The organism is Pseudomonas sp. OF001 (genome assembly GCF_904426495.1).
Classification (GTDB): domain Bacteria; phylum Pseudomonadota; class Gammaproteobacteria; order Pseudomonadales; family Pseudomonadaceae; genus Geopseudomonas.
Genome location: NZ_CAJGBM010000012.1, coordinates 84641 through 108403, shown reverse-complemented (window position 1 = coordinate 108403; position 23763 = coordinate 84641). Strand labels below are relative to the sequence as shown.

23 protein-coding genes are annotated in these 23763 nt (G+C 69.0%); 3 read left to right on the top strand and 20 right to left on the bottom strand.

Annotated elements, in window-relative coordinates; genetic code table 11:
* Positions 1–69: 69 nt before the first annotated feature.
* The 4 genes from RA210_RS08735 to bacA all read right to left on the bottom strand — a co-directional run bounded on the left by RA210_RS08735 (position 70) and on the right by bacA (position 4184).
* On the bottom strand, positions 70–2115 hold the full coding sequence (locus tag RA210_RS08735) for a flotillin family protein (protein ID WP_201486133.1): 2046 nt from the start codon (positions 2113–2115) through the stop codon (positions 70–72).
* 27 nt (positions 2116–2142) lie between these two features.
* Entirely contained in the window at positions 2143–2781 is a 639-nt protein-coding gene (locus RA210_RS08730) for an OB-fold-containig protein (protein WP_201486132.1), read from the bottom strand.
* A gap of 72 nt (positions 2782–2853) precedes the next feature.
* Complete coding sequence (locus tag RA210_RS08725) at positions 2854–3555, bottom strand: PspA/IM30 family protein (RefSeq protein WP_201486131.1); 702 nt, start codon at positions 3553–3555, stop codon at positions 2854–2856.
* Complete coding sequence (bacA, locus tag RA210_RS08720) at positions 3552–4184, bottom strand: biofilm formation regulator BacA (protein WP_201486130.1); 633 nt, start codon at positions 4182–4184, stop codon at positions 3552–3554. Before bacA ends, RA210_RS08725 begins: the two co-directional genes overlap by 4 nt.
* A gap of 154 nt (positions 4185–4338) precedes the next feature.
* Here bacA and RA210_RS08715 point away from each other — a divergent pair, with 154 nt between their 5' ends.
* Entirely contained in the window at positions 4339–5538 is a 1200-nt protein-coding gene (locus tag RA210_RS08715; protein ID WP_201486129.1) for a CaiB/BaiF CoA transferase family protein, read from the top strand.
* On the opposite strand, the gene RA210_RS08710 is transcribed toward RA210_RS08715, so the two are convergent.
* The 3 genes from RA210_RS08710 to ihfB are packed head-to-tail and all read right to left on the bottom strand — an operon-like array spanning position 5535 to position 7335.
* Positions 5535–6698 carry a tetratricopeptide repeat protein gene (locus tag RA210_RS08710; protein WP_136489119.1) on the bottom strand — a complete coding sequence of 388 codons (1164 nt, stop codon included), beginning with the start codon at positions 6696–6698 and terminating at the stop codon, positions 5535–5537. The genes RA210_RS08715 and RA210_RS08710 overlap by 4 nt on opposite strands.
* 3 nt (positions 6699–6701) lie before the next feature.
* Positions 6702–7007 (bottom strand): lipopolysaccharide assembly protein LapA domain-containing protein, encoded by a 306-nt coding sequence (locus RA210_RS08705; protein WP_168772487.1) that lies wholly within the window; start codon positions 7005–7007, stop codon positions 6702–6704.
* A 43-nt stretch (positions 7008–7050) separates the two neighbouring features.
* The gene (gene ihfB, locus RA210_RS08700) at positions 7051–7335 is read right to left on the bottom strand and encodes an integration host factor subunit beta (protein ID WP_136489117.1); all 285 of its coding nucleotides are present in this window, start codon (positions 7333–7335) and stop codon (positions 7051–7053) included.
* A 189-nt stretch (positions 7336–7524) separates the two neighbouring features.
* Here ihfB and RA210_RS08695 point away from each other — a divergent pair, with 189 nt between their 5' ends.
* Entirely contained in the window at positions 7525–8187 is a 663-nt protein-coding gene (locus RA210_RS08695; protein ID WP_201486128.1) for a COG3650 family protein, read from the top strand.
* Between the two features lie 101 nt (positions 8188–8288).
* Here RA210_RS08695 and RA210_RS08690 read toward each other — a convergent pair whose 3' ends face one another.
* Positions 8289–8750: a glycine zipper domain-containing protein gene (locus RA210_RS08690; RefSeq protein ID WP_136489115.1), complete on the bottom strand. Its 462-nt coding sequence runs from the start codon at positions 8748–8750 to the stop codon at positions 8289–8291.
* A 99-nt stretch (positions 8751–8849) separates the two neighbouring features.
* Here RA210_RS08690 and RA210_RS08685 point away from each other — a divergent pair, with 99 nt between their 5' ends.
* On the top strand, positions 8850–9089 hold the full coding sequence (locus RA210_RS08685) for a hypothetical protein (protein WP_136489114.1): 240 nt from the start codon (positions 8850–8852) through the stop codon (positions 9087–9089).
* Between the two features lie 9 nt (positions 9090–9098).
* Here RA210_RS08685 and pdxH read toward each other — a convergent pair whose 3' ends face one another.
* The 12 genes from pdxH to lpxB form a co-directional block, all read right to left on the bottom strand.
* On the bottom strand, positions 9099–9746 hold the full coding sequence (pdxH, locus tag RA210_RS08680; protein ID WP_136489113.1) for a pyridoxamine 5'-phosphate oxidase: 648 nt from the start codon (positions 9744–9746) through the stop codon (positions 9099–9101).
* 87 nt (positions 9747–9833) lie between these two features.
* Positions 9834–10676: an OmpA family protein gene (locus RA210_RS08675; protein ID WP_201486127.1), complete on the bottom strand. Its 843-nt coding sequence runs from the start codon at positions 10674–10676 to the stop codon at positions 9834–9836.
* Positions 10677–10864: 188 nt separating this feature from the next.
* Positions 10865–11572, bottom strand: coding sequence for a 2-C-methyl-D-erythritol 4-phosphate cytidylyltransferase (gene ispD / locus RA210_RS08670; RefSeq protein ID WP_201486126.1), 708 nt, complete (start codon positions 11570–11572; stop codon positions 10865–10867).
* Entirely contained in the window at positions 11569–11847 is a 279-nt protein-coding gene (locus RA210_RS08665; RefSeq protein ID WP_136489110.1) for a septum formation initiator family protein, read from the bottom strand. The genes ispD and RA210_RS08665 overlap by 4 nt, the downstream gene beginning before the upstream one ends.
* A gap of 74 nt (positions 11848–11921) precedes the next feature.
* Positions 11922–13211 carry a phosphopyruvate hydratase gene (gene eno, locus RA210_RS08660; protein ID WP_136489109.1) on the bottom strand — a complete coding sequence of 430 codons (1290 nt, stop codon included), beginning with the start codon at positions 13209–13211 and terminating at the stop codon, positions 11922–11924.
* Positions 13212–13344: 133 nt separating this feature from the next.
* Positions 13345–14190: a 3-deoxy-8-phosphooctulonate synthase gene (gene kdsA, locus RA210_RS08655; protein ID WP_201486125.1), complete on the bottom strand. Its 846-nt coding sequence runs from the start codon at positions 14188–14190 to the stop codon at positions 13345–13347.
* Positions 14191–14192: 2 nt separating this feature from the next.
* Entirely contained in the window at positions 14193–15827 is a 1635-nt protein-coding gene (locus RA210_RS08650; protein ID WP_136489107.1) for a CTP synthase, read from the bottom strand.
* Positions 15828–15933: 106 nt separating this feature from the next.
* Entirely contained in the window at positions 15934–17250 is a 1317-nt protein-coding gene (tilS, locus tag RA210_RS08645) for a tRNA lysidine(34) synthetase TilS (protein ID WP_201486124.1), read from the bottom strand.
* A gap of 127 nt (positions 17251–17377) precedes the next feature.
* Positions 17378–18328, bottom strand: coding sequence for an acetyl-CoA carboxylase carboxyl transferase subunit alpha (gene accA / locus RA210_RS08640; protein ID WP_136489105.1), 951 nt, complete (start codon positions 18326–18328; stop codon positions 17378–17380).
* A gap of 108 nt (positions 18329–18436) precedes the next feature.
* Positions 18437–21955 carry a DNA polymerase III subunit alpha gene (gene dnaE / locus RA210_RS08635; RefSeq protein ID WP_201486123.1) on the bottom strand — a complete coding sequence of 1173 codons (3519 nt, stop codon included), beginning with the start codon at positions 21953–21955 and terminating at the stop codon, positions 18437–18439.
* Positions 21956–22028: 73 nt separating this feature from the next.
* Positions 22029–22628 carry a ribonuclease HII gene (rnhB, locus tag RA210_RS08630; protein WP_136489103.1) on the bottom strand — a complete coding sequence of 200 codons (600 nt, stop codon included), beginning with the start codon at positions 22626–22628 and terminating at the stop codon, positions 22029–22031.
* Entirely contained in the window at positions 22628–23761 is a 1134-nt protein-coding gene (gene lpxB, locus RA210_RS08625; RefSeq protein ID WP_201486122.1) for a lipid-A-disaccharide synthase, read from the bottom strand. Before lpxB ends, rnhB begins: the two co-directional genes overlap by 1 nt.
* Positions 23762–23763 lie beyond the last annotated feature (2 nt).

Genomic DNA, 23763 nt, shown 5'->3' with positions numbered 1-23763 from the left:
GGCACGACAGCTCCGGTGCAGACCGCAGGGGCTGCACCGGAACTGCCGGTTGGCGGTGAACGCGGCGGATCAGGCCGGAGTCTTGTCGACCGGCGCCGGGACGCTCTTCGCCTCGGCGCCCTTGCCGGCCATCAGCCGGCCCAGCACTTCCTGCACCACCGGGCTCTTGCCGACCACGCCCTCGATGGCCTTGCCCACCGACAGCGACCTGGCGAAGGAGTTGAAGAAGTCGCCCTCCCCGCCGACGATCTCGATCTTGGCCTTGGACAGCGCGGCGGACAGCACCTCGGCCTGCTCCCTGGCGATCTCCTGATTGGCGGCGATGCCGGCCATCGAGGTCTCGAAGTCCTTCTCCAGCTGCATGCGGAACTCCTCGTGCTGGCGGGCGCTGTCGCTGAGCTCGTCGAGCGCGCCGAACTTCTTGCCCAGGCCCTCGGCCTCGGCGTTGAAGCGCTGCAGCAGCACCTCGGCCTCGGCCAGGCCGAGATCCTTGGTCGCCTTGGCCTTGGCGCTGCCCAACTGTTCCTCGCCGCGCGCCTGGGCGCCGAGCTTCTCCTCCAGCACCCTGGCCTCGGCCAGGCCGTCCTTCTCCTTGGCCGCCGCCTGCGCCTCGATGATCCGCGCCTGGGCCAGGCCCTTCTCCTGCTCGCCACGGGCCTCGGCGATCAGCTGCTCGGCCTTCACCCGCGCGTCGGCCAGTCCTTCCTTCTCCATGGCTGCCGCGGTCACCTCGCGCACCCGCGCATCGGCCAGGCCCGGCGCGGCGCGCTCGGCCTCGATGCCCTCGGCGAGCTTGCGCTTGGCCTCGGCCTGCTTGGCCGCCGCTTCCAGCTCGGCCTGGGCCATGACGTTGACCTCCACCGCCTTGTGCTTGGCGCGGGTCTCGTCGGCCTCGGCCTGCTTGACCTGGCGCACCAGCTCCTGCTCGGCCTCGGCCTGGGCGTTGAGCACGGCGACCTGCTTGAGCCGCTCGGCCTCGGACACCTCGCGCACCTCCTTGATGCGCTCCTCCTCCTGGGCCACGGTTTTCTCCACCGCCACCCGCTCGCGGATGACGTTGGCGATGTTCTTGCGCTGCTCCTCCAGCGCCTTCTCCTTCTCGATGCGCTGCAGCTCGACCTCGCGCTCGCGGGCGACGATCTCCAGCTCGCGGGCACGGGTGACCTTCTCCTCCTCGATCACCACCGCACGCTGGCGGTTCTGCTGGGCCACCTCGACTTCGCGCTGGTGGTTCTCGGCGCGGATATCCAGCTCCTGCTGGGTCTGGATGCGCGCCTGCTCGGCCTTGAGCCGCTCCTCCTCCTGCACCTTGAGGATCTCGGCCTGCTCGCGGGCGCGGATGGTGGCGATCTCGCGCTGCTGGCGCGCCTCGGCGTCGGCCTGCTGGCGCTCCAGCGCCAGGGTCGCCTCGCGGGTCTCGACGTTCTTCTTCTTGATCGCCAGCTCCTCGTTGCGCTCCAGGTCGTTGGTGATCACGTTCTGCGCCGCGGTCAGCTCGGTGATCTTGCGGATGCCCTGGGCGTCGAGGATGTTGGTCGGGTCCAGCGAACTCTTCGGCGTCTGCTCCAGGTAGTCGATGGCCACGTCCTCCAGCACGTAGCCGTTGAGGTCGTTGCCGATCACCTCGACGATGCGGTCGCGGAAGTTCTGCCGCTCCTCGAACAGCTGGACGAAGTCGAAGCGCTTGCCGACGGTCTTCAGCGCCTCGGAGAACTTGGCGTTGAACAGGTCGTTGACCGCCGCGCGGTCGGAGGCGCGCTCGGCGCCGATGGCCTTGGCCACCTTGAGCACGTCCTGCTGGGTCTCGTTGACCCGCAGGTAGAAGGCCACGGTGATGTCGGCGCGCAGGTTGTCCTGGCAGATCAGGCCGTCCTTGCCGCGGCGGTCGATCTCCAGGGTGATCAGGGAAATCTGCATGAACTCCTTCTTGTAGATCACCGGGTAGACCAGCGCGCCGGTGAAGTGCACCTTGGGCTGCGAGGACATGTCGTTGACGATCAGCGCGGTGCCCTGCGGCACCTTGATGTAGAAGGCCTTGAACAGCACGAAGAAGCCGAAGACCAGCAGGAAGACCACGCCGACCCCGATCAGGAAGGGCATCAGAATCTCGATCATTTTGTTTTCATCTCCTTGAGGGGCGGCTCAGAGGCCCTTGAATTCGTCTTCGCTGACCACCCGGTAGGCGTGCTCGCCCTCCAGGTACTGCAGCAGCACCACGCGGTCGCCGCGCCGGAAACCCGCGGACTCGTCGGCACGGATACGCAGGATCAGCCCGGCGCCCTGGTCGTCCAGGTCGGCCTCGCCGAAGCGCGGGCTGACCGTGCCGCTGCGCACCGTCGCCACCTGGCCGAGCAGCGAACGCGCGCTGGGCGCCTCGATCTTGCGGAACAGCCGGCGCAGCGGCCGGCACAGCGCGCCGGTCAGCGGCACCGCCGGCAGCAGGGCCACCGCCGCCAGCGCCACCCCGAGCGGATAGCGCAGCCAGCCGAGCGGCAGGTGGCGCAGCAGCAGCAGCTCGACGAAGTAGCTGGCGAACCAGGCGAAGAACACCAGCAGGGTCAGCGCCAGGGTCACCGGCACGCCGCCAAGGCCCAGCTTGAGCAGCAGGCCGGCGAGTCCCTCCAGCTCGAGGCCCTCGCCGTCCGGGCCGAAGTCGCCGTCGAGCACGTCGACCTCGAGGATGCCGAGGGCGGCGACCAGCCAGTAGAGCACCGCCAGGCACAGCAGGAAGCTGAACAGCACGGTGGGGAACGCCAGGGCGCTGTGCAGGAAGAGTTCCATCGTGTTCCGTCCGTGAAAGCGTAGGAGCCGCACGCAGCGTGGAACTGCGCGCGGCGAGGCTGGGCGTGAGCGTCAGGTGGCGTCGTGCGCCGCCCTGTCCTTCAGCCGCGCCAGCACGCTGGCGGCGCTGCCGTTGTCGGGGACGATGCCGGCAGCGCGCAGCTTGCCTTCCAGGCTGGCCTCCGGCTGCTCGGCGGCCAGCTCGGCCTCGGCCTCCAGGCGGGCGGCGCGCTCGGACTGGCGCTGCTTGATGCGCTCCAGCGATTCCACCGCGGTGTGCAGCTTGGCCTGCGAGCCTCCGTGGCGACGGGCCACCGCCAGCTGCGCGCGCTGCACGCTCTCGGTGGCCTTGACCGTGTCGACCTGCTGCTTGAGCCGCCTGATGCGCCCCTCGGCCTGGCTGACCGCCTGGCGCAGGCGCGTGACGCTGGCGGCGAAGCCCGCGGCCTGCTCGCGATCGCTCGCCAGCTCGGCTTCCAGGGTGGCGATCTTCTCCGCCACCTCGGTGGCCAGCGTCTCGTTGTCGGCGGCCAGCGCCTTGAGCGCGTACTGCTCGTACTCGGCGACCTTGGCCTCGGCTTTGCCCACCCGCTCGCTGGCCAGCTTCTGCCTGGCCATGATCTCCGCCAGCGCCTCGCGCGACTGGCGCAGCTCCTGGTCGGCGTCGCGGATTTCCTGGTCGAGGATGCGCAGCGCCTGGCTGTCCACCAGCGCCTCGCCCGCCTCGTTGGCGCCGCCGCGCAGGGCGGTCAGCAGCTTGCTCCACACGTTCATGCGCGGCTCTCCTCGACGGCAGGAAGCAGGAAGTCCTCGTAGGCCTCGGTGGCCCTGATGACGTTGTCGGCCAGGGTCTCGATCTCGCAGACCACGTCGGCCAGGCTGGCGGCGGCGCTGAGGGCGCCGAACATCAGGTAGCAGGAGCGGCCGTCGGCCAGGGTCTCCAGGGCGATGCTGGAGAGCGGGAACAGCTTGTGGGTGCGCAGCACTTCCTCGTTGAAGGCGGCCGGATCGCGCACGTCGGCCTGCGGCCAGAGCAGCGCCTCGACCAGGATCTGCTCGCCGACCACCGCAGCGAACAGCGGCAGGTCGCCGTAGTCGTGCAGGGTCAGGTGCAGGCTGGGGTCGGCCCCCTGCAGCAACTCGATGCTGGCCCGTCCGGCGCGCAGCAGTTCCACGTTCGCCAGCGCCTCGTACAGCTCGCCGGTGGTCCATAGCCTGGGCATGTGCATACCCCCCTCCTCCGTTGAGTCCAGCCCGCTGGCGGGCTGGCGCAGTTTGCGTTCCATGGCCGCGAGCTGCGCCGCATGCTCGGGCCGTATCCACACTTCCTTCTTCACCAGCCCCTGCTCGCGCAGGCGCTGGCGGTACAGACGCTGGTAGTAGGCCGACGATTTGCTGTCCATGCCCTGAGGCTAGAGCATCACATGTGTGATCGCCATGTCTCACATGTGGGATTTTCGCCAAGCCGCGCACAGAACGCGCACATGGGCTCCAGCCCCTCGCCGCGCCGCGCGCAATCGCCTAGGCTTGGCCATCCCTTGCCGCCACGGAGCCACCATGTCCCTGCCCGCCAAACCCCTCGCCGGCCTCAAGGTCATCGAACTCGGCACCCTGATCGCTGGCCCCTTCGCCTCGCGCATCTGCGCCGAGTTCGGTGCCGAGGTGATCAAGATCGAGTCGCCCGACGGCGGCGATCCGCTGCGCAAGTGGCGCAAGCTGTACGAGGGCACCTCGCTGTGGTGGTTCGTGCAGGCCCGCAACAAGCAGTCGCTGACCCTCAACCTCAAGCACCCCGAGGCGCAGGCCATCCTCAAGCAGCTGGTGACCGAAGCGGACATCGTCATCGAGAACTTCCGCCCCGGCGTGCTGGAGAAGCTCGGTCTCGGCTGGGAGGTGCTGCACGCGCTCAACCCGAAGCTGGTGATGGTGCGCCTGTCCGGCTTCGGCCAGACCGGACCGATGAAGGACCAGCCGGGCTTCGGCGCGGTGGGCGAGTCGATGGGCGGGCTGCGCTACATCACCGGCTTCGAGGACCGTCCGCCGGTGCGCACCGGCATCTCCATCGGCGACTCGATCGCCGCGCTGTGGGGGGTGATAGGCGCGTTGATGGCGCTGCGCCACCGCGAGGTCAACGGCGGCCAGGGCCAGGTGGTCGACGTGGCGTTGTACGAGGCGGTGTTCGCCATGATGGAGAGCCTGGTGCCGGAGTTCGACGTCTACGGCTTCATCCGCGAGCGCACCGGCAACATCATGCCCGGCATCACGCCCTCCTCCATCCATACCAGCGCGGACGGCAAGCACGTGCAGATCGGCGCCAACGGCGATGCCATCTTCCGGCGCTTCATGCTGGCCATCGACCGCGACGACCTCGCCAGCGACTCGAGCCTGGCCGACAATGCCGGGCGCGATGCGCGGCGCGACGAGCTGTACGGGGTGATCGACCGCTGGGTGCAGTCGCTGCCGCTGGACGAGGTGCTGGCGGTGCTGCAGCAGGCCGAGGTGCCGGCCAGCCGCATCTACAGCGCCGAGGACATGTTCTCAGATCCGCAGTTCCTCGCCCGCGACATGCTGCAGAAGGCGCGCCTGCCGGACGGGAAAGAGTTCCGGATGCCCGGCATCGTGCCGAAGCTGTCGGAGACGCCCGGCGGCACCGAGTGGATCGGCCCGCAGCTGGGCGAGCACACCGCGGCGATCCTCGCGCGCCTGGGCTACGACGCGGCGCGCATCGCTGCGCTGAAGCAGGACGGGGCGATCTAGGCCAGGCCGGGGCGCAGCTGGCGGCGGATGGTCGACCAGCCGTGGCAGGCCGGGCACTGCCAGTACAGCTGGCGGGACTGGAAGCCGCAGTGGTGGCAGCGATAGAGCGGCGCACTGGCCAGCAGGCTGGCCAGCGCCTCGCGCAGCGGCGACAGCTGGGCGCGGCACGCCTCCGGCGCGCTGTCGCGCTGGTAGTCGAGCAGGCGCAGCATCAGCGGCAGCGACGGCTGGCGGGCCAGGCACTGCTGCAGGTGCTCGATGGCCGCCGCGCTACCCACGCGCTGGGCGATCAGGTCGGCCAGCGCCAGCTGCAGCGGATCGGCACGCCGCGCATCGAAGCGTTCGAGGATGCGCCCCAGCACCTGCTCGAGACGCAGGCGCGCCTCGTCGCTGGCCGCGTACTGCAGCAGCGGCGGCAGGGCCTCGGCGAACAGCTCGGCATCCTGCTCGACCACCTGCAGCAGCTGGCGCATGGCCGCATCGGCATGCCCCGCCTGCCAGTCGAGGCGGGCGAGGATCAGGCTGGCGCGCACGCAGCCCGGATCGCCGCGCAGCGCCTGCAGCAGCAGCGGCCGCGCGGCCTGCGCCTCGCGCCGGCGCAACTGCTGCTCGGCCAGCTCGCAGTGATAGTGGGCGGTGGCCACCCGCACCGCCGGGTCCTCGCCGGCCAGGCGCGCGCCGACCTCGATGGCCTTGGCCCATTCGCGCTCACGCTCGTAGATGCGCAGCAGGCTGCGCAACGCCTGCAGCAGCACCGCGGCGCCGCTGTCGACCAGGTTCTGCAGCAGGGGCTCGGCGCGGGACAGTTCGCCGGCGGAGAGAAAGTCGTTGGCCAGCTCGAGCTGGGCGCGCTCCTGCTGGGAGCGGCCCAGCTCGGGGCGGGTCAACAGGTTCTGATGGACCTCGGTGGCCTTGGCCAGCTCGCCGCGCTGGCGGAACTGGCGACCGACGCCGAGGTGGGTCTCGAAGGTCTCGTTACTGACCTCCAGCGCCTCGACCAGACGCTGCAGGGCGGCGTCGGGCTGGTCGTCGAGCAGGTGGTTGTTGCTGATGGCGGCGGCGCCACGCCGCTGCACGTGCGGCTGCCGCTCGCGTCGACCGAGCCACCAGCCGCTGCCGATGGCGAGCATGAACAGGACGAGCCAGAGCAGCTCGGGCATGCCTCAGGCGTCCTTGCTGGCGAGCTGCTCGCGCAGGCGGTCGAGCTCCTTGCGGCAGCGGCCCAGCTCGCTGCGGTTGCGCGCCAGGGCGAACTTGAGGCGGGCACGCAGGTAGAGGCTGAGCAGGACACCGGCCAGGCCGCCGGCGATGAAGGCCAGGGCGACGAAGAAGGCCACCGGCAGTTCGGGGCTCTGCAGGGTCATGAACTGCAGGCGCGCGTGGCTCTGGTTCTCGAGGATGAACACCAGGGTAATCGCGGCGACCAGCAGGGCGGCTACAGCCACCAGGATGCGTTTGATCCAGTACATGGGTACTCCTCGGACAGGGAGTGGCAGCGCCTCGCCGGCCGGGTCAGCTCGGCTCGTTGACCCGGTCGCGCAGCTCCTTGCCCGGCTTGAAGTGGGGAACGAACTTGCCATCCAGACGGACCGACTCGCCGGTCTTCGGATTGCGCCCGACCCGCGGCGCCCGATAGTGCAGCGAGAAGCTGCCGAAACCGCGGATCTCGATGCGGTCGCCGGCGGCCAGCGCGTGCGCCATCTGCTCCAGCATGGTCTTGATGGCCAGCTCGACATCACGGGACGACAGCTGTCCCTGATGGGTGACGATGCGTTCGATCAACTCCGACTTGGTCATGGTTTTCCCTTGTGTTTCAAGCGGCTAGATCAGTTCCTAGTGGTTTTAGCATGGTCCGCGGGGTTTGGCCAGCCCGACGCTATTGACAGCACCGGGCGATTGTGAAAATGCGCGTTCGGCCCCGCCGGCGGCTTGTGGCCGGCGATGCCGGCGATTACCGTGTGGCGCATTCTGGAGTGGAGACTAGACATGCGTATTGCACCCGCAGCCCTCGGCCTGGCTTCCCTGCTCGCCGGCTGCCAGTGGCTGCCGTGGACGTCCGAGGCCCCGCAGCCCAAGCCGGTGCGCGTGCAGGGCGAACTGGTACGTGCCGGCGAGATGCTGATGCTCAGCCCCTGCGGCGAGGAGCGCCACCTGCTGCTGCTCGATGCCGCTCAGTTGGGGCTGGAGGAGGCGGCCGCGCGCCTGCAGGGCGACCCGGCGCGGCCGCTGTTCGCCGATCTCGGCGGCCAGCTGGACGCCGACCCGAGCGGCGACGGCCTGTTCGCGGTGGAGCGCCTGTACCGGCTGCAGGCCGAGGGCCCGGGGTGCGGCGAGGCGGACTTCAAGCGGCTGGTCGTGCGCGCCAGCGGCAACGAGCCGGCCTGGTCGCTGCGCGTCAGCGCCCGCGGCATGGTACTCGAGCGGCCGGGCAGCGCGCCGCTGGCCCTGCCCTACCTGGAGGAAGGCCTGCCGGACGGCAGCCTGAGTTTCTCCAGCGAGGCGGACGGCCAGCGCGTCGAGCTGTGGCTGACGCCGGGACGCTGCGAGGACAGCATGAGCGGCACGCTCAGCCACCTGCAGGCGCGCCTGCGCCTGGGCAACGAGGCTCCGCTCGAAGGCTGCGCCGCACTGGGCGGCGCGCGCGACTGAGCGTCACAGGAGGGAAAGGAACCGCGCAGCGGCTGCGTGAGCTGCTGCGGCTGGCGGCCGGGAACGCCCGCAAACCGCATGGGCGTCCGGAAAAGCGGATGTCAGTGGGCGACGCGGCTGGTGCCGTTGACCGTCAGCACGCGAACACGCTCGCCGACGCGAAAGATCTCGCCCTCGGAAACTTCCTGCACGTAGGCACGCATGGTGCCGTCATCCTCGCGCACGGTGATCTCCACGCCCTGGGTGCGGGTAAAACCCTCCTCGGTCGCCGCGCCGATGAGACCGCCGGCCACCGCACCGATCACCGCCGCGACCGCGCTGCCGCGTCCGCCACCGACGGTGCTGCCGCCGATACCGCCGACCACGGCGCCAGCGCCGGCGCCGATCGGCGTCTTGGTCCCCTCGATGCGCACCGGGCGCAGGGCAACGATGGTCCCCATGCGCACCGTCTGCACGGCACGCGCCTCGTCGCGGGTGTACACGTCGCCCCCCAGGTTCGAGGCGCAGCCTCCCGCCGCGAGGGCCGCAACGGCCAGACTCAGGAATACTGCCGATCTACGCATGACTGCTCTCCAGGTTGCCTGTGGTCCCACCGGCTCCGGCGGCGCTTTTCCACCACGCCCCGATCGGCTAGGGTGGGCACGCTTTCCACGGAGCCCGACATGGACTACTTCATCATTTTCATTACTACTGTAACCGGTCTGTACTTCCACTGGTGGCTGTACAGGCGCATCCGGCGCTGGACCGACCGCGACCTCGCGCTGTCCTTCGGCGGTGACGACCCAGCCAAGCGCGCCTACATGCTCGAGCGCCTGCAGGAAGCCCAGGCCCGGCGCGTCAAGCGCAAGGCGCTGGAAGCCTGGCTGGCGCAGGCCGCCGCCGAATATCCGACCGCCCGCTGACAGCGGAGTTCAGGGCGCCAGGCGCTCGCGCACCCAGGCGCCCTGTTCGAGGCGATAGTTGAGCCGATCATGCAGACGGCTGGGGCGCCCCTGCCAGAACTCGATGCGCTCCGGCAGCAGGCGGTAGCCGCCCCAGTGCTCAGGGCAGTGCGGCGCAGTCTCCATGAAGCGCGCCTGGGTTTCGGCCAGCAGCCGCTCGAGTTCGCCACGACCGTCGATGATCCGACTCTGCGGCGAGGCCCAGGCACCCAGCCGGCTGCCCAGCGGGCGGACCTTGAAGTAGGCATCCGACTCCTCCGCGGTCACCCGCTCCACCCGCCCCTCGATGCGCACCTGGCGCTCCAGCGCCGGCCAGAAGAAGGTCATGGCGGCGCGCGGATTGCCCAGCAGCTGCTCGCCCTTGGCGCTGTCGTAGTTGGTGAAGAAGGTGAAACCGCGCTCATCGAGCGCCTTGAGCAGCAATACGCGACAGTGCGGCTGCCCCTCGGCATCGACGGTAGCCAGGGTCATCGCATTGGCCTCCACCGGCAGTTGCTCGGTCTGCACCGCCTCGGCGAACCAGCGGTGGAACAGGGCGAACGGCTCCAGCGGCGCCTGCTCCTCGGACAGACCATCCCGGGTGTAGTCGCGACGCATGTCGGCAAGCGACTGGGTCATGGCAGAACTCCTTGGGCAATGAACATGGCTAACTTAACCACCGGCCGACCTCGCCGCCACTGACCGGCGGCAAGACCGGCGCATTCCTCAGCGGCTGGCCTGCGCCAGCACGGCCGACAGGCTGTCGCGGCGGGTCAGCAGCAGCTCGATGCGGCGATTCTGCGCGCGGCCGGTGGCACTGTCATTGGTCGCCCGCGGCTTGTCCGCACCAACCCCCTTGAGCAGCAGGCGATCGCTGCGCAGTCCGCTCATGCGGAAGATCGAGGCCACCGCCTGGGCACGCTCCAGGCTCAACTTGCGGTCGAGCGCCGCATCCTTGCCGGCATCGCTGTGACCGAGCACCAGCACGGCATTGAGCGGGTCGCTTTCCACCAGCTTGGCCACCCGGGTCAGCGGGCCGAGGGTCACCGGCAGCAGCATGTGCGGACGATCCTTGTTGAACGAGGGATCCACCGGCGCCACCACCACCAGCACGTCGCCACGCCGCTCGACCTCGAACTTGCTGCCCGCCACGGCGGCGCGCAGGCGCTTCTCGTGGTCATCCAGCCAGGCCTGGCTGACCTTGGCGGCTTCGGGCTTCTTCGCCACCTTGTCTTCGGCGGACTTCTGCTCGGCCTTGTCCTTGCCGCCGAAGGGCCACCAGCCGCCCTTCTCTTCCTTGCCGGCCGCGGCCAGCTTCTTCTCGGCCTTCTCGGCCGGTGCCTCGGCGACCTTGCGCGCGGCCGCCTCGGGCTTGCCTTCCGCCTTGGCAGGCACGGCAGCGGCCGGCTTGACCGCCGGCGCTTTGGCCTTGTCGGCCAGGGCCACCTGCTGTGCCGCTCCCGGCTTTGCCCCGCCCTCCTTCAGCGCGGAGGCGGTCGAATCGGTCTTGCCGGCACAGCCGGCCAGCGCCACACACACGAACAAAGCTGCAGGTTTCACGAGAGACATGATCAATTCCAATTGAACAGAACGAAATACCGCAAGGACACGCCCCATCGGGGGACGCAAAACTAGCAATGCCCTGCGCTCCCTGCCAGCCCCCGCCCACCTTCGGAAGGGGACCGCAGGGTAAAGCATAGGCCGCACAGGAAAATCGGCAGGCAGTGCCGGCACCCGGACAACGCCGGCCGTCCGCCTCAGCGCCCGGACCAGCGCTGACGCAGCCATTCCAGGTCTTCCGGGCGGGTGATCTTAAGGTTGTCGGCGCGCCCCTCGACCAGCCGCGGCGCATGGCCGGCCCACTCCAGGGCGGAAGCCTCGTCGGTGATGTTCGCGAGCGACACCAGCGCGTCGGCCAGGCTGCGGTGCAGCTGGCCGAGACGGAACATCTGCGGGGTATAGGCCTGCCAGATCACGCTGCGATCGATGGTCTCGCGCACCCGGCCGTCCTTGCCGGCGCGCTTGAGGGTATCGCGCGCCGGCACCGCCAGCAGGCCGCCGACCGGATCCTCGGCCAGCTCGCCGAGCAGCAGGTTGAGGTCGTCGCGCGACAGGTTGGGACGCGCCGCGTCGTGGACCAGCACCCAGTCGTCCTCGCGGGCGCCGAGGGTCAGCAGGTGCAGCAGGCCGTTGAGCACCGAGTCGGCCCGCTCGCAGCCCCCCGGGGCGCGGGCGATGCGCGGATCGCCGGCACAGGCCAGGCCCGGCCAGTACGGATCGTCCTCCGCCAGGCACACCACCAGCCCCCGGAGGGTCGGGTGGTCGAGGAAACAGTCGAGGGTATGCTCCAGCACCGTGCGCTCGCCGAGACGCAGGTACTGCTTGGGACGGTCGGCGCGCATGCGCGCGCCCACCCCGGCCGCCGGGATGACGGCCCAGAATTCGGGGAGAGGAGTCAGGCTCATTGGCTCAGCAGGTAGAGGGTTTCGCCTTCCTTGAGCATGCCGAGTTCATGGCGGGCACGCTCCTCGACGGTTTCCATGCCGCGCTTGAGCTCCACCACTTCGGCCTCGAGGATGCGATTGCGCTCGAGCAGTTGCTCGTTCTCGGCCTTCTGCGCCTCGATCTGCGCAGTCAGCTGGCGGTTCTGGGTGATGCTGCCATCGCCATACCAGAGACGGTACTGCAGGCCGCCCAGGAGCAGGAGGAGTACGACGATCAGCCAGTGGGCCCTTTGCATCCGAGTCAGCCCTCAGTGCGCGATAACCGTTGCCGGCCGGCCGCCCTGGGGCGGCCCGGCCGACAACAGACAGCTTAGCCGCGGAACTCGGCGCGGCCCTTGTACGGTGCCTTGGCACCCAGTTGCTCCTCGATGCGCAGCAGCTGGTTGTACTTGGAGACGCGGTCGGAGCGGCACAGCGAGCCGGTCTTGATCTGGCCAGCGGCGGTACCCACGGCCAGGTCGGCGATGGTGCTGTCCTCGGTCTCGCCGGAGCGGTGCGAGATCACCGCGGTGAAGCCGGCGGCCTTGGCCATCTGGATGGCTTCCAGGGTCTCGGTCAGCGAACCGATCTGGTTGAACTTGATCAGGATCGAGTTGCCGATCTTCTCCTCGATGCCGCGCTTGAGGATCTTGGTGTTGGTGACGAACAGGTCGTCGCCGACCAGTTGCACCTTCTCGCCGATCTTGTCGGTCAGCACCTTCCAGCCGGCCCAGTCGGACTCGTCCATGCCGTCCTCGATGGAGATGATCGGGTAGCGCTGGGTCAGGCCGGCCAGGTAGTCGGCGAAACCTTCGGCGCTGAACACCTTGCCTTCGCCTTCCAGATCGTACTGGCCGTCCTTGAAGAACTCGGAGGAGGCGCAGTCCAGGGCCAGGGTGACGTCCTCGCCCAGCTTGTAGCCGGCATTGGCCACGGCTTCGGCGATGGCGGCCAGGGCGTCCTCGTTGGAAGCCAGGTTCGGCGCGAAGCCGCCCTCGTCACCGACGGCGGTGTTCAGGCCACGGGCCTTCAGCACGGCCTTGAGGTGATGGAAGATCTCGGCACCCATGCGCAGGGCGTCGGCGAAGGTCTTGGCGCCGACCGGCTGGACCATGAACTCCTGGATGTCGACGTTGTTGTCGGCGTGCTCGCCGCCGTTGATGATGTTCATCATCGGCACCGGCATGGAGTAGACGCCCGGAGTGCCGTTCAGATCGGCGATGTGCGCGTACAGCGGCACGCCCTTGGCCTGGGCGGCGGCCTTGGCGGCAGCCAGGGACACGGCGAGGATGGCGTTGGCGCCCAGGCTGGCCTTGTTCTCGGTGCCGTCCAGCTCGATCATCGCCAGGTCCAGAGCCTTCTGCTCGGCCGGATCCATGCCCAGCAGGCGCTCGCGGATCGGGCCGTTGACGTTGGCCACGGCCTTCAGCACGCCCTTGCCCAGGTAGCGGCTCTTGTCGCCATCACGCAGCTCCAGCGCTTCGCGCGAGCCGGTGGAAGCACCGGACGGCGCACAGGCGCTGCCGATGATGCCGTTGTCGAGGATCACGTCGGCTTCTACGGTCGGGTTACCGCGGGAATCCAGGACCTCACGGCCTTTGATGTCGACGATTTTTGCCATTGCTGGTAGCACTCCAGAGGGTTTGACATACAAGTGGGCACGGAAGGGCGTCACTGCCCTGCCCGCGCCCACCGGGAGAAACGGATCGGGCACCCGTCGTGGGCGCCCGCCACTTTAGCGGATCGAACGACCTTCAGGCAGTCTCGATCGGCGGGAAACTCTTGACCAGGTCGTCCAGCGCCTTGAGCTGGGCGAGGAACGGCTCGAGCCGGTCCAGGCGCAGCGCGCAGGGACCGTCGCACTTGGCCTGGTCCGGGTCCGGATGGGCCTCGAGGAACAACCCGGCCAGGCCCTGGCTCATGCCGGCCTTGGCCAGGTCGGTTACCTGGGCGCGACGGCCACCGGCGGAGTCGGCGCGGCCGCCCGGCATCTGCAGGGCGTGGGTCACGTCGAAGAACACCGGGTACTCGAACGACTTCATGATGCCGAAGCCGAGCATGTCGACCACCAGGTTGTTGTAGCCGAACGAGGAGCCGCGTTCGCAGAGGATCAGTTGATCGTTGCCCGCTTCCTCGCACTTGCGCAGGATGTGCTTCATCTCCTGCGGGGCGAGGAACTGGGCCTTCTTGATGTTGATCACCGCGCCGGTCCTGGCCATCGCCACCACCAGGTCGGTCTGCCGCGACAGGAAGGCCGGCAGCTGGATGATGTCGCAGACCTCGGCCACCGGCGCCGCCTGGTACGGCTCGTGGACGTCGGTGATCACCGGCACGCCGAAGGTCTTCTTCACTTCCTCGAAGATCCTCATGCCCTCTTCCAGGCCCGGGCCGCGGAAGGAGGTGATCGACGAGCGGTTGGCCTTGTCGAAGCTGGCCTTGAACACGTAGGGGATGCCGAGCTTCTCGGTGACCCGCACGTACTCCTCGCAGACCTTGAGGGCCAGGTCGCGCGACTCCAGCACGTTCATGCCGCCGAACAGCACGAACGGCAGCTCGTTGCCGATCTGGAGGTTGCCGACGCGGATGATCTTCTGCGCCATGATCAGGCCTTCTTCGCTTCGTGCTGCTTGAGGGCGGCATTGACGAAGCCGCTGAACAGCGGGTGGCCGTCGCGCGGGGTGGAGGTGAACTCCGGGTGGAACTGGCAGGCGACGAACCACGGGTGGTTCGGGGCCTCGACCACCTCGACCAGCGCGCCGTCGCCGGAGCGGCCGCTGACGCGCAGACCGGCTTCCTGCAATTGCGGCAGCAGGTTGTTGTTGACCTCGTAGCGGTGGCGGTGACGCTCGACGATCACGTCCTTGCCGTAGCAGGCGTGCACCTGCGAGCCGCGCTCGAGCTGGCACTCCTGGCCGCCCAGACGCATGGTGCCGCCCAGATCGGAACCGGCACTGCGCTGCTCGACGGCACCGGTGGCGTCCTGCCACTCGGTGATCAGGCCGACCACCGGATGGGCGCTGGCGTGGTCGAACTCGGTGGAGTTGGCGTCTGCCCAGCCCAGCACGTTGCGGGCGTACTCGATCACCGCCACCTGCATGCCGAGGCAGATGCCCAGGTAGGGGATCTTGTTCTCGCGGGCGTACTGCACCGCGGTGATCTTGCCTTCCACGCCGCGCAGACCGAAGCCGCCCGGCACCAGGATGGCATCGACGCCTTCCAGCAGGCCGGTGCCCTGGTTCTCGATGTCCTCGGAGTCGATGTAGCGCAGGTTGACCTTGGTGCGGCTCTGGATGCCGGCGTGCCCCATCGCCTCGATCAGCGACTTGTAGGCGTCCAGCAGTTCCATGTACTTGCCGACCATGGCGATGGTGACTTCGTGCTCGGGGTTGAGCTTGGCGTCGACCACGCGCTCCCACTCGGACAGGTCGGCCGGGCCGCACTCCAGGCCGAAGCGCTCGACGACGATGTCATCGAGGCCCTGGGCATGCAGCACCGCCGGGATCTTGTAGATGGTGTCGACGTCTTCCAGGCTGATCACCGCACGCTCCTCGACGTTGGTGAACAGGGCGATCTTGCGCCGCGAGGACAGGTCGACCGGGTGGTCGGAGCGGCAGATCAGCACGTCCGGCTGCAGGCCGATGGAGCGCAGCTCCTTCACCGAGTGCTGGGTCGGCTTGGTCTTGGTCTCGCCGGCGGTGGCGATGTACGGCACCAGGGTCAGGTGCATCAGCATCGCGCGCTTGGCGCCGACTTCGACACGCAGCTGGCGGATCGCCTCGAGGAACGGCTGCGACTCGATGTCGCCGACGGTGCCGCCGATCTCCACCAGGGCCACGTCGGCATCGCCGGCGCCCTTGATGATCCGGCGCTTGATCTCGTCGGTGATGTGCGGGATCACCTGCACGGTGGCGCCCAGGTAATCGCCGCGGCGCTCCTTGCGCAGCACGTCCATGTAGACGCGGCCGGTGGTGAAGTTGTTGTTCTGGGTCATGGTGGTGCGGATGAACCGCTCGTAGTGGCCCAGATCGAGGTCGGTTTCCGCGCCATCATGGGTGACGAACACCTCGCCATGCTGGAACGGGCTCATGGTCCCCGGATCGACGTTGATGTAGGGGTCCAGCTTGAGCATGGTGACCTTCAGCCCCCGCGCCTCCAGGATTGCCGCCAAGGAAGCCGAGGCGATGCCTTTCCCCAAAGAAGAAACAACACCACCCGTGACGAAGATGTAGCGCGTCATGAAAAACCCTAGAAGTCTGCGTTTAGGCGGTCAGCGCCGCCGGGGAATGCGAAGGGAGGCAGAAAGCCTCTTGAAGACGGGAGGATAGTTTACGCGAAAGGCCTTTTCAGCTCAAACCCGGACCGGCGGTCGGCGACTCCCAGACCAGTCGCAGTGCCGGCTGCAGACGGGCCTGCAACCCGGGCAGATTGGCCACCGCCAGCAGCTCGCCACCAGCGTACAGCAGGGGCAGGCGGGTACGCACGAAAGCCGGCAGGCCGCTTTCCTGCAGCAGGCGCTTGAGGTCGCGACGACCGCGCCCGAGCAGCTCGAGCACCTCGCCCCCCTGGCGATAGCGGATCTGCAGAGGCCGCCCGGGAAGCGCCCCCTCCAGCCGCACCCGGCCGTTGCCGGGCAGCGGCAGCGGCCGCGCCGGATCGCTCCAGTCGACGGCGGATGGCGGCGGCGCCTGCAGCCAGTCGCCATTCAGCCACCACAGCCGCCCGCCGGCCCGGCGCAGCTCGCCCCCCTCGAGGCGCCAGACGGGCTCCGCATCGCCCCGGGCGTCGCGCAGATCGCTCCAGCCGGCCCAGTGCTCGCGCTCGGGCAGCCGGGTCAGCGCGCGCAGCCAGTGGCGCAGGGCATTGCGCTGGCGCGCCTCGGACAGCGCCAAGAGCGGCGCCAGCGCCAGCGAGGGCAGTGCCAGCCAGGCCGGCTCGGCCGCCGGGCGCGCCGCCGCCAGGTCCAGCTCGGCCAGCTCGCCGAGCAGGTCGTCGGCCTCGGCCAGCTGTTCGGCGTCGCGCGCCAGTACCGCGCCGGCCGCCGGCCAGTGCTGCGCCAGCCGCGGCAGGATCTCGTGACGCAGGAAGTTGCGCGCCAGGCGGATGTCCAGGTTGCTCGGATCCTCGACCCAGGCGAGCCGCTCGCGCGTCGCCCAGGCCTCCAGCTCGATCCGCGTCATCCCCAGCAGCGGCCGCAGCAGCTGCCCCGCCGCCAACGGCCGGCTGGCCGGCATGGCCGCCAGGCCGCGCACCCCGGCACCGCGCAGCAGGCGCAGCAGCAGGGTCTCGGCCTGGTCATCCCGGTGCTGGGCGGTCAGCAGTACCTCGCCCGCCCCCAGCAGCTCGGCGAAGGCGGCGTAGCGGGCCTCGCGTGCGGCGCGCTCGAGACTGGCGCCCTCGTCGACTTTCACATGGCGCACCTGCAGGGGAATGCCCAGCGCCTCGCACTGGGCGCGGCACAGAGCGGCCCAGCTGTCGGCGACGCTCTGCAGGCCGTGATGGATGTGGATGGCGGACAGCGGCGGCAGCGCATGGGACTCGCGCAGGCGCGCCAGCAGGTGGAGCAGGACGGTGGAATCCAGTCCGCCGGAGAAGGCTATCTTCCAGGCCGGCGCCTGGCGCCAGGGCTCGAGGACTTGCAGGAGGCGGGATTCGAGGGACATGGAGGCAGGCTCCAGCTGGGAACGAGGCCCGTGCCAGCACGGTGGAAGATCGCTGCGCGAGTCTTCCACCCTACAGCAAGGCTCCGCGCCGGAGCGCAGGAGCCTTCAGATCGGCATAGCCGGGGGATCAGACCGCGCCGTAGCTCATCAGGCGCTGGTAGCGACGGTCCAGCAGGGCCGGGATGTCGTGCTTGCCGAGCATGTCCAGCTGCTGGTTCAGCGACTCGCGCAGCACGGCAGCCATGGCCGCATGGTCGCTGTGGGCGCCGCCCAGCGGCTCGGCGATCACGGTATCGACGATGCCCAACTCCTTCAGGCGCTCGGCGGTGATGCCCATGGCCTCGGCGGCTTCCGGCGCCTTCTCGGCGGTGCGCCAGAGGATCGAGGCGCAGCCTTCCGGAGAGATCACCGCGTAGGTGGAGTACTGCAGCATGTTCAGCTGGTCGCACACGCCGATGGCCAGCGCGCCGCCCGAACCGCCCTCGCCGATCACGGTGGCGATGATCGGAGTCTTCAGGCGCGCCATGACGCGCAGGTTCCAGGCGATGGCCTCGCTCTGGCCGCGCTCCTCGGCGTCGATACCCGGGTAGGCGCCGGGGGTGTCGATGAAGGTGAGGATCGGCAGCTTGAAGCGCTCGGCCATCTCCATCAGGCGGCAGGCCTTGCGGTAGCCCTCGGGGCGCGGCATGCCGAAGTTGCGGCGCACCTTCTCGCGCACCTCGCGGCCCTTCTGGTGGCCGATGATCATCACCGGCTTGTCGTCCAGGCGGGCCACGCCGCCGACGATGGCGGCGTCGTCGGCGAAGTGGCGGTCGCCGTGCAGCTCGTCGAACTCGGTGAAGATGTGCTGGATGTAGTCCAGGGTGTACGGGCGGCGCGGATGACGGGCCAGGCGCGCGATCTGCCAGCTGGTCAGGTTGCTGAAGATGCTCTGGGTCAGCGTCCTGGTCTTGTCCTGCAGGCGGGCAATCTCTTCGCTGATGTTCAGCTCGTTGTCGTTGCCCACCATGCGCAGGCCTTCGATCTTGGCTTGCAGGTCGGCGATCGGCTGTTCGAAATCCAGATAATTCGGGTTCATGCAGGCATCCGTGGTGAGCGGGTTACTGTTCGGCTCAGGAAAACAGGCGCCCGACTTTACGGGATCGGGCGCCACGGGTCGAGCCTGGCAGGGTCGGAGGACCCCGCCTTAGCGGTATTGGAGGAAGACGTTGTCGCGTCCGAACTGGTCACGCAAAGTCTGGATAAGGTTGTCGGTGGGGTCGATTCGCCATTGGTCGCCGAACTGCAGCAGGGCGCGCGCGTCCCGGCCGCTGTAGTCGAGAGTGATCGGACAGGCGCCGCGATGCTGGCCGCACAGCTCGGCCAGCCAGCGCAGCCGCTCGCCCCTGAGCACCTCGCCGTCGACCCGCATGCGCAGGCTCTCGGCCAGCCCGGTGCGCGCCTCCTCCAGGCTCATCACCCGTTTCGCGCGCAGGCGCAGGCCGCCGGAAAAGTCGTCCATGCTCACCTCGCCCTCGATCACCACCAGCGCGTCGGTCTGCAGCAGCGACTGGGCGGCGGCGAAGGCCTCGGCGAACAGCGAGGCCTCGATGCGACCGGAACGGTCGTCGAGGGTGACGAAGCCCATCTTGTCGCCGCGCTTGTTCTTCATCACCCGCAGGTTGACGATCAGCCCGGCCACCGTCTGCGTCTCGCGCGCCGGGCGCAGGTCGATGATGCGCTGGCGGGCGAAGCGGCGCACCTCGCCTTCGTATTCGTCGATCGGATGGCCGGTCAGGTACAGGCCGAGGGTCTCCTTCTCGCCGCGCAGGCGCTCCTTGAGGGTCAGCTCGCGCACCTTGCGGTAGTTGGCGTAGACGTCGGCCTCGGGCTCGGCGAACAGCCCGCCGAACAGGTCCATGTGCCCGCTGTCGGCGCTGCGCGCGCTCTGCTCGGCCGCCTGTACCGCCTCCTCCATCGCCGCCAGCAGCACCGCGCGATTGAGGTCGAGGCTGGCCTGGTAGGCCTTGGGCTCGTCGTGGTAGTGCGGACCGAGGCGATCCAGCGCACCGCTGCGGATCAGCGCCTCCAGGGTGCGCTTGTTGATGCGCTTCAAATCGACCCGCGCGCAGAAGTCGAACAGGTCCTTGAACGGCCCCGTGGCGCGCGCCTCGACGATGGCCTCCACCGGCCCCTCGCCGACGCCCTTGACCGCACCGAGGCCGTAGACGATGCGCCCGTCCTCGTTGACGGTGAACTTGAACTCGGAGACGTTGACGTCGGGGGCGTCGATGCGCAGCTTCATGCTGCGGCATTCCTCGATGAGGATCACCACCTTGTCGGTGTTGTGCATGTCCGCCGACATCACCGCGGCCATGAACGGCGACGGGAAATGGGTCTTCAGCCAGGCGGTCTGGTAGGAGACCAGGCCGTAGGCAGCCGAGTGCGACTTGTTGAAGCCGTAGCCGGCGAACTTCTCCACCAGGTCGAAGATGTTGCCCGCCAGCTCGCCGTCGATGCCGTTGTTGGCGCAGCCCTCGATGAAGCCGCCGCGCTGCTTGGCCATCTCCTCGGGCTTCTTCTTGCCCATGGCCCGACGCAGCATGTCGGCGCCGCCGAGGGTGTAGCCGGCCATCACCTGGGCGATCTGCATCACCTGCTCCTGGTACAGGATGATGCCGTAGGTGGGCTTGAGCACCGGCTCGAGGCCCGCGTACTGGTAGTCCGGGTGCGGATAGGACAGCTCGGCACGGCCGTGCTTGCGGTTGATGAAGTCGTCCACCATGCCCGACTGCAGCGGGCCGGGACGGAACAGCGCCACCAGCGCGATGAGGTCTTCCAGGCAGTCCGGCTTGAGCTTCTTGATCAGCTCCTTCATGCCGCGCGATTCGAGCTGGAACACCGCGGTGGTCTCGGCGCGCTGCAGCAACTGGTAGGTCGGCTTGTCGTCCAGCGGGATGAAGTCGATGTCGACCGGCGGCAGGCCCTTCTTCGCCTGCTCGCGGTTGATGGTCTCCAGTGCCCACTTGATGATGGTCAGGGTGCGCAGGCCGAGGAAGTCGAACTTGACCAGGCCGGCGGCCTCGACGTCGTCCTTGTCGAACTGGGTGACCAGGCCGCCGCCCTCCTCGTCGCAGGCGATCGGCGAGAAGTCGGTGAGCCTGGTCGGCGCGATCACCACGCCGCCGGCGTGCTTGCCGGTGCCGCGGGTGATGCCCTCGAGCTTGAGGGCCATGTCCCAGATTTCCCTGGCATCCTCATCGACGGCGAGGAACTCGCGCAGCGGCTCCTCCATCTCGTAGGCCTTTTCCAGGGTCATGCCGACTTCGAAGGGGATCATCTTCGACAGGCGGTCGGCCAGCCCGTAGGACTTGCCCTGCACCCGCGCCACGTCGCGCACCACCGCCTTGGCCGCCATCGAGCCGAAGGTGATGATCTGGCTCACCGCGTTGCGACCGTACTTGTCGGCCACGTAGTCGATCACCCGGTCGCGGCCGTCCATGCAGAAGTCGACGTCGAAGTCGGGCATGGAGACCCGCTCGGGGTTGAGGAAGCGCTCGAACAGCAGGTCGTAGGCCAGCGGGTCGAGGTCGGTGATCTTCAGCACGTAGGCGACCAGACTGCCGGCACCCGAGCCGCGCCCCGGCCCCACCGGCACGCCGTTGTTCTTCGCCCACTGGATGAAGTCGGCCACGATCAGGAAGTAGCCGGGAAAGCCCATCTGGATGATGGTGCCCAGCTCGAACTCCAGGCGGTCGACGTAGACCTGGCGCTTGGCCTCGTAGTCCGGAGTGTCCTTGGGCAGCAGCACTTCAAGACGCTCTTCCAGCCCCTCGTAGGAGGCGTGGCGCAGGTAGTCGTCGATGCCCATGCCGTTGGGCGTCGGGAAGTCGGGCAGGAAGTGCTTGCCCAGGCGCACGTCGATGTTGCAGCGCCTGGCGATCTCGACGGTGTTCTCCAGCGCCTCGGGAAGGTCGCTGAACAGCTCGGCCATCTCCGCCGGGCTCTTCAGGTACTGCTGGTCCGAGTAATTGCGCGGCCGCCGCGGATCGTCGAGGGTGCGTCCCTCGCCGATGCACACGCGGGTCTCGTGGGCCTCGAAGTCGTCCTGCTTGAGGAAGCGCACGTCGTTGGTGGCCACCAGCGGCGCATCGCAGCGCGTGGCCAGTTGCACCGCCGCGTGCAGGTACTCCTCGTCGTTGACCCGGCTGGTGCGCTGCACCTCCAGGTAGAAGCGCTCGGGGAACACCGCCTGCCACTCGCGCAGCAGCGCCTCGGCTTCGTCGGCGTGACCGCCGAGCAGCGCCAGGCCGATCTCCCCCTCCTTGGCACCGGACAGCGCGATCAGCCCCGCGGCGGCCTGCTTGACCCAGTCGCGCTGGATGACCACCAGGCCGTTGTGCTGCCCCTCGGTCCAGCCGCGCGAGATCAGCTCGGTGAGATTGCGGTAACCCTGGGCATCCATCGCCAGCAGGGTCAGGCGCGACAGCGGGGCGTCCTCGCCGCGGCCGGCCAGCCACAGGTCGGCGCCGCAGATCGGCTTGATGCCGCCCCCCATGGCGGTCTTGTAGAACTTGACCAGCGAGCACATGTTGCTCATGTCGGTGACCGCCACCGCCGGCATGCCCGCCCCGGCCACCGCCTTGACCAGCGGCTTGACCCGTACCAGGCCGTCGACCAGGGAGTATTCGGTGTGCACGCGCAGGTGGACGAAGGTGGCGGTCATGGCAATTCCGTGGACGCAGAAACGACTGGGCCCGGAATTGTACCGGGCCCGGACAGGCAGTGCATGGGTTAGCTCAGGACGGATCGAGCAGCGCCCGGACCGGCGCAAAGGAGCGCCGATGAATGGGCGTCGGCCCCAGGCGCCTGAGCGCCTCGAGATGCGCCGGCGTCGGATAGCCCTTGTGCCCGGCCATGCCGTAGCCAGGATAGCGGGCATCCAGTTCGGCCATCTCGCGGTCGCGGCTGACCTTGGCGAGGATCGAGGCGGCGGCGATCGCCGGCACCCTGGCGTCGCCGCCGACCACCGGCGCGCTGGGCACCAGGAGCTTCGGGCAGCGATTGCCGTCGATCAGCGCCAGCCGCGGCTGGATGGGCAGCCCCTCGACCGCACGCTGCATGGCCAGGAAGGTGGCCTGCAGGATGTTCAGGCGGTCGATCTCCTCGACCTCGGCGCGACCGATGCACCAGGCCAGCGCCTTGTCGCGGATCTCGTCGAACAGCCGCTCACGGCGCGCCTCGCTGAGCTTCTTGGAGTCATTGAGCCCCGCGATGGGACGCGCCGGATCGAGGATCACCGCGGCGGTGACCACCGGACCGCACAGCGGACCGCGGCCGACCTCGTCAACGCCGGCGACCAGCTCCTCGACCAGGGTGAAATCCAGACCCAGCTGCATCAGGCGCCCTCCACCAGCCGCAACACCGCCTCGGCGGCGCGCTCGGAGGCGCCGCGGCGCAGCGCGCGGTGGATGGCATCGAAGCCCTCGGTCTGCACCTGGCCATCGTCGATCAGCGGCGCCAGCGCGCCGGCCAGTGCTTCCGGCGTGGCGGCGTCCTGGATCAGCTCGGGGACCAGCAGGCGCCCGGCCAGCAGGTTGGGCAGCGAGATGTACGGACTCTTCACCAGCCGTCTGAGGATGCGGTAGGTCAGCGGCGCCACCCGGTAGGCCACCACCATCGGCCGCTTGAACAGCAGCGCCTCGAGGGTCGCGGTGCCGGAGGCGATCAGCACCGCATCGCAGGCGCCCAGAGCCTCGTGGGAGCGGCCGTCGAGCAGGCTGACCTGCAGGTCGCGCCCGGCGAGCATGGCCTCGACCTGGGCGCGGCGCTCGGCGCTGGCGCAGGGCAGCACGAAGCGCAGCCCCGGACGCAGCGCGCGCAGGCGCTCGGCGGCGTCGAGGAACAGGCCGCCGAGACGCTCGACCTCGCCGCCGCGACTGCCGGGCAGCAGCGCCACCACCGCGCCCTGCTCCGGCAGGCCGAGAGCGGCGCGCGCGGCGGCGCGGTCGGCCGTCAGGGGGATGGCGTCGGCCAGCGGGTGGCCGACGAAGCACACCGGCACCTGCTGCGCCTCGTAGAACTGCGCCTCGAAGGGGAACAGGGTGAGCATCAGGTCGCAGGCGCGCTGGATCTTCAGCACGCGCTTCTGCCGCCAGGCCCACACCGAGGGGCTGACGTAGTGCACGGTGCGGATGCCGGCCTGGCGCAGCTTCAATTCGACGCCGAGGTTGAAGTCCGGCGCATCGATGCCGACGAACACGTCCGGGCGCTCGTCGATCAGGGTGCGGATCAGGCCGCGGCGGCGCTTGAGCAGTTCGGGCAGGCGGCCGAGCACCTCGACCAGGCCCATCACCGCCAGGCGTTCCATCGGGAAGTACGAATCGAGGCCCTCGGCCTGCATGCGCGGCCCGCCGACGCCGATGAAGCGGGCATCGGGGTGGCGGGCCTTGATGGCCTGCATCAGGCCGGCGCCGAGGATGTCGCCGGACGCCTCGCCGGCGACCAGGGCGATCTTCAGGGGACGGGCCATGG

What these genes read in the sequence shown, in the direction of transcription:
- RA210_RS08665 (WP_136489110.1), bottom strand. Translation starts at nt 11,847, where the DNA reads ATGCAAAGGGCCCACTGGCTGATCGTCGTACTCCTCCTGCTCCTGGGC.
- ispD (WP_201486126.1), bottom strand. Translation starts at nt 11,572, where the DNA reads ATGAGCCTGACTCCTCTCCCCGAATTCTGGGCCGTCATCCCGGCGGCC.
- tilS (WP_201486124.1), bottom strand. Translation starts at nt 17,250, where the DNA reads ATGTCCCTCGAATCCCGCCTCCTGCAAGTCCTCGAGCCCTGGCGCCAG.
- RA210_RS08730 (WP_201486132.1), bottom strand. Translation starts at nt 2,781, where the DNA reads ATGGAACTCTTCCTGCACAGCGCCCTGGCGTTCCCCACCGTGCTGTTC.
- RA210_RS08735 (WP_201486133.1), bottom strand. Translation starts at nt 2,115, where the DNA reads ATGATCGAGATTCTGATGCCCTTCCTGATCGGGGTCGGCGTGGTCTTC.
- pdxH (WP_136489113.1), bottom strand. Translation starts at nt 9,746, where the DNA reads ATGACCCAGTCGCTTGCCGACATGCGTCGCGACTACACCCGGGATGGT.
- RA210_RS08650 (WP_136489107.1), bottom strand. Translation starts at nt 15,827, where the DNA reads ATGACGCGCTACATCTTCGTCACGGGTGGTGTTGTTTCTTCTTTGGGG.
- RA210_RS08690 (WP_136489115.1), bottom strand. Translation starts at nt 8,750, where the DNA reads ATGCGTAGATCGGCAGTATTCCTGAGTCTGGCCGTTGCGGCCCTCGCG.
- RA210_RS08715 (WP_201486129.1), top strand. Translation starts at nt 4,339, where the DNA reads ATGTCCCTGCCCGCCAAACCCCTCGCCGGCCTCAAGGTCATCGAACTC.
- RA210_RS08705 (WP_168772487.1), bottom strand. Translation starts at nt 7,007, where the DNA reads ATGTACTGGATCAAACGCATCCTGGTGGCTGTAGCCGCCCTGCTGGTC.
- rnhB (WP_136489103.1), bottom strand. Translation starts at nt 22,628, where the DNA reads ATGCAGCTGGGTCTGGATTTCACCCTGGTCGAGGAGCTGGTCGCCGGC.
- kdsA (WP_201486125.1), bottom strand. Translation starts at nt 14,190, where the DNA reads ATGGCGCAGAAGATCATCCGCGTCGGCAACCTCCAGATCGGCAACGAG.
- accA (WP_136489105.1), bottom strand. Translation starts at nt 18,328, where the DNA reads ATGAACCCGAATTATCTGGATTTCGAACAGCCGATCGCCGACCTGCAA.
- RA210_RS08725 (WP_201486131.1), bottom strand. Translation starts at nt 3,555, where the DNA reads ATGAACGTGTGGAGCAAGCTGCTGACCGCCCTGCGCGGCGGCGCCAAC.
- eno (WP_136489109.1), bottom strand. Translation starts at nt 13,211, where the DNA reads ATGGCAAAAATCGTCGACATCAAAGGCCGTGAGGTCCTGGATTCCCGC.
- RA210_RS08685 (WP_136489114.1), top strand. Translation starts at nt 8,850, where the DNA reads ATGGACTACTTCATCATTTTCATTACTACTGTAACCGGTCTGTACTTC.
- ihfB (WP_136489117.1), bottom strand. Translation starts at nt 7,335, where the DNA reads ATGACCAAGTCGGAGTTGATCGAACGCATCGTCACCCATCAGGGACAG.
- RA210_RS08710 (WP_136489119.1), bottom strand. Translation starts at nt 6,698, where the DNA reads ATGCCCGAGCTGCTCTGGCTCGTCCTGTTCATGCTCGCCATCGGCAGC.
- RA210_RS08695 (WP_201486128.1), top strand. Translation starts at nt 7,525, where the DNA reads ATGCGTATTGCACCCGCAGCCCTCGGCCTGGCTTCCCTGCTCGCCGGC.
- dnaE (WP_201486123.1), bottom strand. Translation starts at nt 21,955, where the DNA reads ATGACCGCCACCTTCGTCCACCTGCGCGTGCACACCGAATACTCCCTG.
- lpxB (WP_201486122.1), bottom strand. Translation starts at nt 23,761, where the DNA reads ATGGCCCGTCCCCTGAAGATCGCCCTGGTCGCCGGCGAGGCGTCCGGC.
- RA210_RS08675 (WP_201486127.1), bottom strand. Translation starts at nt 10,676, where the DNA reads ATGTCTCTCGTGAAACCTGCAGCTTTGTTCGTGTGTGTGGCGCTGGCC.
- bacA (WP_201486130.1), bottom strand. Translation starts at nt 4,184, where the DNA reads ATGGACAGCAAATCGTCGGCCTACTACCAGCGTCTGTACCGCCAGCGC.